Source organism: Actinomadura sp. KC345 (assembly GCF_004348515.1).
In the GTDB taxonomy this organism is placed as follows: Bacteria; Actinomycetota; Actinomycetes; order Streptosporangiales; family Streptosporangiaceae; genus Spirillospora.
The window spans coordinates 1-9,283 of the sequence record NZ_SMKH01000301.1 but is presented as its reverse complement, the minus strand read 5'-3'; the positions used below and the strand labels follow the sequence as shown (position 1 = coordinate 9,283).

The following is a 9,283-nucleotide window of genomic DNA, read 5'->3' as shown; positions in this document are numbered from 1 at the left end:
GTTCGGTGGTGTGTCGTGGACGTATGGGGAGGTGAACGCGAGGGCGAATCGTCTCGCGCGCCGTTTGGTCGAGCGGGGTGTGGGGCCGGAGCAGTTCGTGGCGTTGTCGTTGCCGCGTTCGGCCGATCTGGTGGTGGCGGTCCTGGCGGTGCTGAAGGCGGGCGCGGCCTACGTCCCGATCGACCCGGACTATCCGGCCGAGCGCATCGCGTACATGGTCGAGGACGCCGAGCCCGTCTTGACCCTCGGCCCGGACGACCTGGACGCCGCCGGCCACCCCGACACCAATCCCGATGTCGCGATCGACCCTGATCACCCGGCGTATGTCATCTACACCTCGGGTTCGACGGGGCGTCCGAAGGGTGTGGTGGTTGCGCATCAGAACGTGGTGCGGCTGCTGCGTTCGACGGAGGGTTGGTTCGGCTTCGGTCCGGATGATGTGTGGACGCTGTTCCACTCCTATGCGTTCGACTTCTCCGTGTGGGAGCTGTGGGGGGCGCTGCTGTATGGAGGGCGTCTGGTCGTCGTGCCGTACATGACCTCACGCTCGCCGCAGGAGTTCCTCAAGCTGCTCTCCGATGAGCGCGTGACCGTGTTGAATCAGACGCCGTCGGCGTTCTACCAGTTGACGGCCGCCGACAAGGAGAACCCGGGCACCGACCTGGCGTTGCGCTACATCGTCTTCGGTGGTGAGGCCCTCGAACCGGGCCGTCTCGAAGACTGGTATGCGCGGCACGCGGAGGATGCTCCGGCGCTCGTCAACATGTACGGGATCACCGAGACCACGGTGCACGTCACGTACCTCGCACTCGACCGGGTCCACGCCGCGACGGCACAGGGCAGCGTCATCGGTGCCGGGATCCCCGACCTGAAGGTGTACGTCCTGGATGACCGGCTCCAGCCGGTCCCGGCGGGCGTCGCCGGTGAGCTCTACGTCGCGGGCGCCGGGCTGGCGCGCGGTTATCTGAACCGTCCGGCTCTGTCGGCCGAGCGGTTCGTCGCCGACCCGCACGGCGAGCCCGGCGCCCGCATGTACCGGACCGGCGACCTCGGCCGCTGGCGCCGCGACGGAACGCTCGAGTACCTCGGCCGCGCCGACCAGCAGGTGCAGCTGCGCGGCTTCCGCATCGAGCCGGGCGAGATCCAGGCGGTCCTGACCAGGCACGAGTCCGTCCGGGACGCCGCGGTGGTCGTCCGCGGCGACCGCCTGGTCGCCTACGTCGCCGGAACCGGCGTCGACCCGGCCGAGCTGCGCCGGTTCGCCGGTGGCTCGCTGCCCGGCCACATGGTCCCGGCCGTGGTCGTCGAGCTGGACGCCCTTCCGCTCACCGTCAACGGCAAGCTCGACCGCACTGCGCTGCCCGCACCCGGCCCGGCCGCGACGGTGTCGTCCCGCGCTCCGCGGACGTCCGAGGAGGAGATCCTCGCGGGCCTGTTCGCCGAAGTCCTCGGCCTGGAACGGGTCGGCGCCGACGACGGGTTCTTCGACCTGGGCGGCGACTCCATCATCGCGATCCAGCTCGTCTCCCGCGCCCGCCGGTCCGGCCTGGTCATCACCCCGCGCGACGTGTTCCAGCACCAGACCGTCGAGGAACTGGCCGCGACCGCCCAGCCGGTCGGCGAGGGCGAGCACGTCGAGGCCGAGGCCCCCGGTACCGGGATCGGCCCGGTCCCCGTCACCCCGATCGTCGCGTGGCTGCGCGACCGCGTCGCCGGAGACGCCTCGCTGATCAGCGGCTTCCACCAGTCGATGCTGCTCCGCACGCCGCCGCACCTCGGCATCGACAGGCTGACCGGCGCCCTCCAGGCCGTCCTGGACCACCACGACATCCTCCGGCTCCGGCTGGACGTGGACGGCGGGACCTGGCAGCCCGTCGTCCGGCAGCCCGGCTCGTCCGATGCCGCGAGCCTGGTCACCCGCGTCGACGTCGCCGGCCTGGACACCGACAAGCTCACCGCCGTCGTCTCCGAGCAGGCCGCCGCCGCCCGCGACCGGCTCGACCCCCGGGCCGGGACGGTCGCGCAACTCGTCTGGTTCGACGCGGGAACCGACCAGGGGCGCCTGCTCGTCGCCCTGCACCACCTCGTGGTGGACGGCGTCTCCTGGCGGATCCTCCTGCCCGACCTCGTCACGGCCTGGGCCGGGGGAGAGCTCCAGCCGGTCGGCACGTCGTTCCGCCGCTGGGCGCAGAAGCTCACCGCGTCCGGCGGGAACACCGAGGAGCTGGACGACTGGCTCGACATCGTCGACGGCCCCGACCAGAGACTCGCCGGCCGCGCCCTCGACCCGCGCGTCGACATCGCCGCTCGGGCCCGCTCGCTCACCCTCGACCTGCCCGCCGACACCACGGGGCCCCTGCTCACCGACGTCCCCGCCGCGTTCCACGGCCGCGCCAACGACGTCCTCCTCACCGGCCTGGCCCTCGCGGTCGCGCAGTGGCGGCGGCATCGCGGCGGCCGAGGCACCGGCGTTCTCATCGACCTGGAGGGCCACGGCCGCGAGGACGTCGTGCCCGGCGTCGACGTCTCCCGCACCGCCGGATGGTTCACCTCGATCCACCCCGTCCGCCTGGACGCCGGGAGCGCGGCCGGAGGCGCGGCCATCAAGAGGGTGAAGGAGCAGCTCAGGGCCGTCCCCGGGGGCGGTCTCGGCTATGGCCTGCTGCGATACGGGGACGGCGACGCCGCCGAGGAACTGGCCGAGGCGCCGCCCGCGCAGATCGCCTTCAACTACCTCGGACGGGTCGACGGCGGCGCCGAGGGCGGCGACTGGACGCTCGCGCCCGAGGAACCGCCCGCCGGCGAGGACCCCCGGATGCCGATGGCGCACGTACTGGAGATCAACGCCGTCACCCGCGACCTGCCGGCCGGCCCGGTGCTGTCGGCGACGTGGACGTGGCCGGCCGGGCTGATGGACTCCGGCGACGTCCGCGAGCTGGCCGAGGGCTGGTTCGCGGCGCTGCGCGGCCTCGTCGCGGACGTCGCCGCCGGGGAGGCCGGCGGCTTCACCCCGTCCGACCTGCTCGTGGACCTGGACCAGGGCGAGATCGACAAGCTACAGGACGCATGGAGGCGGCAGCATTGAACCGGGGGGACCTAGAAGACATCCTGCCGCTGTCCCCGCTGCAGCAGGGGTTCTTCTTCCACGCCATTTTCGACGCGGACGGACCCGCGGAGCGGCGAGCGGCGGAGCGAGGAACGACTGAGCGAGCGAGCGGGACCACCAGGGACGTCTACACGGCCCAGCTCGTCCTCGACCTTGAGGGGCCCCTGGACGTCGCCGCGTTGCGCACCGCCGCCGGGACCCTGCTGCGCCGCCACCCGAACCTGCGCGCCGCGTTCTGGCACGAGGACCTGTCGCGTCCCGTGCAGGTCGTGCCCCGCACGGTCGAGCTGCCGTGGGACGAAGTCAGCGCGTCCTCGGTCGCCGAGGCGGACGCCGTGGTGGCGCGGGAACGGGCGCGCGGCTTCGACATGACCGCGCCGCCGCTGCTGCGGTTCGTGCTCGTCCGGAAGGGGCCCGAGCGGTTCCGGCTCGTCCTCACCAACCACCACATCCTGCTGGACGGCTGGTCGACGCCGATCCTGGCGACCGAGCTGTTCATGCTCTACATGCAGGGCGGCCACGACACGGGGATGCCCCGGGTCACGCCGTACAAGAACTACCTGGCCTGGCTCGCCGGGCAGGACCGCGCCGCCGCCGAGGAGACCTGGCGCCGGGCCCTCGCCGGCATCGGCGAGCCGAGCCTCGTCGCCCCCGGAGCCGCCGGACGCGCACCGAAGCCGCCGGAGCGGACGATCACCGAGCTGGACGAACGCGCCACCAGGAGGCTCACCCGCGCGGCCCGCCGGCACGGCGTCACGCTGAGCACCGTCCTTCAGGGGGCGTGGGGCCTGGTCCTGGGGCGGCTGCTCGGCTCGAACGACGTGGTGTTCGGCGTGACCGTCTCGGGGCGCCCGCCCGAACTGCCCGGCATCGAGCAGATGATCGGGCTGTTCATCAACACGCTGCCCGTGCGCGTGCGGTACCGGATGGACGAGCCGCTCGGCACGCTGCTGGAACGGCTCCAGGACGAGCAGACCGAACTCCTCGCCCACCACCATCTGGGCCTCACCGACATCCAGCGTGCGTCGGGACACGGCGGCGCCCTGTTCGACACGATGACGGTGCTGGAGAACTACCCGTTCGATCCGGCGTCGATGGACGGCTCCCTCAACGGCGTCCGCATCGCCGCCGCGGACTCCTACGACGCGACCCACTTCCCCCTGTCGTTCGTCGTCGCGCCCGGCGAGAGGCTGTCGCTGCGGCTGCACTATCGCCCCGACGTGTACGAACGGCCCGTCGTCGAGGCGCTCCTGGCCCGCGTCCGCCGCTTCCTGGAGGCGTTCGCCGACGACGCCGACCAGCCGATCGGGTCCGTCGAACTCCCCACGGACACCGAACGCGCGGCCCTCGCCGCCTGGAACGGCACCGGCGGCGACGTCCCGTCCGGGACGCTCCCGGCCCTGCTGGAGCGGCAGGCCGCCCGCACCCCCGGCGAGGTCGCGCTCGTCTGCGGCGACGCCCGCCTCACCTACGCGGAACTGAACGAGCGCGCCAACCGCCTCGCGCACGAGCTGATCGCCCGGGGGATCGGCCCGGAGGACCGGGTCGCGCTCGTCCTCCCGCGCACACCCGAGATCGTCGTGGCCGTCGCGGGCGTGCTGAAGGCGGGCGCCGCCTACGTCCCGATCGACCCCGGGTACCCGCCCGACCGCATCGCCTACATGCTGGACGACTGCCGTCCCGCCCTCACCATCGAGGAGGGCGGCTTCCCGGACACCGCCGGGCGGCCCGCGAGCGACCCGGCCGACGCCGACCGCGTGCGGCCGCTGCGAGGCGGCAACGCCGCGTACGTCATCTACACCTCGGGCTCGACCGGCCGCCCCAAGGGGGTGACGATCCCGCACGAGGCCGTCCTGAACTACTTCGAGGCGCATCGGGAAACGTTCATCGACCCCGCGATCGAGGCCGCCGGCGGGCGCAGGATGCGGTTCGCGCACCTGGCGTCGTTCTCGTTCGACACGTCCTGGATGGGCCTGCTGTGGATGATGTACGGCCACGAGCTGCACCTCATCGACGACGAGACCCGCCGCGACGTGGAGGCGTACGCCGGCTACGTGGCGGACGCGCGGATCGACCTGGTGAACACGACCCCGTCGCACCTCGGCTCGCTGCGCGAAGCGGGCCTGCTGGACGACGACGGACGGCACCTGCCGGCGCAGCTCCTCATCGGCGGCGAGGCCATCGGCGAGGCTCTGTGGGCCGAGCTCCGCGCGATGCCCGGCATCACCACCCGCAACCTCTACGGGCCGACCGAGTCCACGATCGACACGATGAACCAGGTCGTCGCGGACGGCGAGCGGCCGTCGGTCGGCGGCCCCCACCGCAACGTCCGCGCGCACGTCCTGGACGCCGCGCTCCAGCCCGTCCCGGCGGGCGTCCCCGGCGAGCTGTACCTCGCGGGCGCGCAGCTGGCCCGCGGCTACCTCGGGCGTCCCGGCCTGACCGCCGAGCGGTTCGTCGCCGACCCGTCCGGTGCGCCGGGCGACCGCATGTACCGCACCGGCGACCTGGCCCGATGGCTCCCGGACGGGACGATCGAGTACCTCGGCCGCACCGACGACCAGGTCAAGATCCGCGGCTTCCGGGTCGAGCCGGGCGAGATCGAGAACGTCCTCGCCGGGTGCGCGGGCGTCGCGCAGGCCGCCGTCGTCGTCCGCGAGGACCGGCACGGCGACAAGCGGCTCGCCGCCTACCTCGTCGGGCCCGGCATCGACGTCGCGGAGGTCCGGAGGTACGCCGCGGAACGGCTGCCCGACCACATGGTCCCGGCCTTCACCGTCCTGGACGCGCTGCCCCTCACGGTGAACGGCAAGCTCGACCGGGCCGCCCTCCCCGCGCCCGGCACCGGCGCGTCCGTCAGCCGCGCGCCGCGCTCGCCGCGGGAGGAGATGCTCTGCGGCCTGTTCGCCGAGATCCTCGGCGTGCCGAGGGCCGGCGTGGACGACGCGTTCTTCGACCTCGGCGGCGACTCGCTCACCGCCACCCGCCTCGTCAGCAGGATCCGCTCCGTGCTGGGCGTGGAGCTGCCCGTGCGGGCCCTGTTCGAGGCGCCGACCGCCGCGGGCCTCGCCGAACGCATCGCGGACGCGGACGGCGACGTGCGGCCGCCGCTGGTCCGCGCGGAGCGGCCGGAAGTCGTCCCGCTGTCGTACGCGCAGCAGCGGCTCTGGTTCCTCAACCGCCTCGAAGGCGCCTCCGCGGCGTTCACCATGCCGGTCGCGCTGCGGCTCACCGGGCCCCTCGACCTCGACGCGCTCCGCGACGCGCTCGCCGACGTGGCGGCCCGGCACGAACCGCTCCGCACGATCTTCCCGGACGCCTCGGGCAGCCCCCGCCGGCTCGTCCTGGACCCGGCCGCCGCCCGCCCGCGCCTCGACGTCGCCGAGACCGCCGAGGCCGCGCTGCCGGCGGCGCTCGCCGCCGCCGTCGGGCAGGGCTTCGACCTGTCCGTCGAGCCGCCGCTGCGCGCCCGGCTGTTCGCGTTGGGAGGCGGCACCCACGTCCTGATGCTCGTCCTGCACCACATCGCCGCGGACGGCTGGTCCATGGCGCCGCTCGCCCGCGACGTGATCGTCGCCTACGCGGCCCGCGCGGAGGGGCGGGAGCCGCGGTGGGAGCCGCTGCCGGTGCAGTACGCCGACTACACGCTCTGGCAGCGTGATCTGTTCGGGTCGGAGGATGATCCGGACAGTCTGATCTCCAGGCAGATCGCCTACTGGCGGGAGGCGCTGGCGGGGTTGCCGGAGGAGCTGCCGCTTCCGGCCGACCGGCCGCGTCCGGCAGAGGCGTCCTACCGGGGCGCGACGCACACGTTCGAGCTGGACGCCGGGCTTCACGCCGGGCTGCTGGCCCTCGCCCGCGAGAACGGCGCCAGCCTGTTCATGGTCATGCAGGCCGTGTTCGCCGCGCTGCTCACCCGCCTCGGTGCAGGGACGGACGTGCCGATCGGGTCGCCGGTCGCGGGCCGCACCGACGAGGCGCTCGATGATCTCGTCGGCATGTTCGTCAACATGCTCGTGCTGCGCACCGACACCTCCGGGGACCCGACCTTCCGCGAGCTGATATCGCGGGTGAAGGAGACCGACCTCGCCGCCTACGGGAACCAGGACCTTCCGTTCGAGCGGCTCGTCGAGGTGCTCAACCCGGCCCGGTCGATGGCGCGGCACCCGCTGTTCCAGGTCGTCCTGTCGTTCCAGAACAACCCCGAGGTCCGCCTTGAGCTGGACGGGCTCAGCGGAGGCGCCGAACCCCTCGGATCGGGCGCCGCCAAGTACGACCTGTCCCTCTACCTGGAGGAACGCCACGGCGACGACGGCGCGCCGGGCGGTATCGAGGCCGGTCTCGAATACGCCCTCGACCTCTTCGACCCCGGCACCGCCGAGAGCATCGCGGACCGCTTCGAACGGCTCGTCCGCGAACTGGTCGCCGCACCGGACGCGCCCATCGGCGCCGCCGAGATCCTGAGCGGTGACGAGCGCCGGACGCTCCTGCGCGAGTGGGCGGCCGGCCGGGGCGAGGACTTCACGTGGACGGCCGTCCCGGCGCTGTTCGAGAGGCAGGCGGCGGAGCGCCCGGACGCGCCCGCGGTGACGTTCGACGGTGTGTCGTGGACCTACGGCGAGGTGAACGCGAGGGCGAACCGGCTGGCGCACCGCCTGATCGATCGGGGCGCCGGGCCCGAGCGGTTCGTGGCCCTCGCGCTGCCCCGTTCGGCCGACCTGGTCGTGGCGATCCTGGCCGTCCTGAAGTCGGGTGCGGCCTATGTCCCGATCGACCCGGACTACCCCGCGGACCGCATCGCTTACATGATCGAGGACGCCCGCCCCGCCCTGACCCTCGGGCCCGGCGACCTCGACGTGACCGGCTGGCCCGACACCGACCTCGGCGTCGCCATCGACCCGAACCACCCCGCGTACGTCATCTACACCTCCGGTTCGACGGGCCGCCCGAAGGGCGTCGTGGTTCCCCACCTGAACGTGGTGCGGCTGCTCGCGACCACGGAGCAGTGGTTCGGGTTCGGCCCGGACGACGTGTGGACGCTGTTCCACTCCTACGCGTTCGACTTCTCGGTCTGGGAACTGTGGGGCGCGCTGCTGCACGGGGGCCGCCTCGTCGTGGTGCCTTACCAGACGTCCCGCTCGCCCGAAGACTTCCTCAAGCTGCTGTCGGACGAGCGCGTGACCGTCCTGAACCAGACCCCGTCGGCCTTCTACCAGCTGACGGCGGCCGACAGGGAGAACCCCGGCTCGGACCTGGCACTGCGCTACATCGTCTTCGGCGGGGAGGCCCTCGACCTCGGCCGCCTCGAAGACTGGTACTCCCGCCACCCCGAGGACGCCCCGGCCCTGGTCAACATGTACGGGATCACCGAGACCACGGTGCACGTCTCCTACATCGCGCTCGACCGCGTCCAGGCCGCCACCGCCCCCGGCAGCGTGATCGGCACCGGCCTCCCCGACCTGAAGGTGTACGTCCTCGACGACCGTCTCCGGCCTGTCCCGGCCGGCGTCGCCGGCGAGCTGTACGTCGCGGGCATCGGCCTGGCGCGCGGCTACCTGAACCGTCCGGCCCTGTCGGCGGAGCGGTTCGTCGCCGACCCGCACGGCGGGCCCGGTACCCGCATGTACCGGACGGGCGATCTCGGCCGGTGGCGCCGCGACGGAACGCTCGAATACCTGGGACGCGCCGACCAGCAGGTGCAGCTGCGCGGCTTCCGGATCGAGCCGGGCGAGATCGAGGCGGTGCTGACCAGGCACGAGGCGGTCCGGGACGCCGCGGTGATCGTCCGCGACGACCGGCTGATCGCTTATGTCGTCGGCAGCGGGATCGACTCGTCCGAGCTGCGCCGGTTCGCCGGCGGGTCGCTGCCCGGCCACATGGTCCCGGCCGTGGTCGTCGAGCTGGACGCCCTTCCGCTCACCGTCAACGGCAAGCTCGACCGCCCGGCGCTGCCCGCACCCGACTTCGCGGCACGGGTCTCCTCCCGCGCTCCGCGGACGTCCGAGGAGGAGATCCTCGCGGGCCTGTTCGCCGAGGTCCTCGGTCTGGAGCGGGTCGGCGCCGACGACGGGTTCTTCGACCTGGGCGGCGACTCCATCATCGCGATCCAGCTCGTCTCCCGCGCCCGCCGGTCCGGCCTGGTCATCACCCCGCGCGACGTGTTCCAGCACCAGACCG

General features: G+C 73.1%; 2 protein-coding genes. Both read left to right on the top strand.

The genetic code is table 11. From position 1 onward, the window contains the following. Positions 1 to 10 precede the first annotated feature (10 nt). Positions 11 to 3,085 (top strand): amino acid adenylation domain-containing protein, encoded by a 3,075-nt coding sequence (locus tag E1281_RS32975; protein ID WP_279433675.1) that lies wholly within the window; start codon positions 11 to 13, stop codon positions 3,083 to 3,085. Beyond that, positions 3,082 to 9,283, top strand: a 6,202-nt coding sequence (locus E1281_RS32970; protein WP_131883630.1) for a non-ribosomal peptide synthetase, incomplete at its 3' end; no start/stop codon positions are given. The genes E1281_RS32975 and E1281_RS32970, both read left to right, overlap by 4 nt.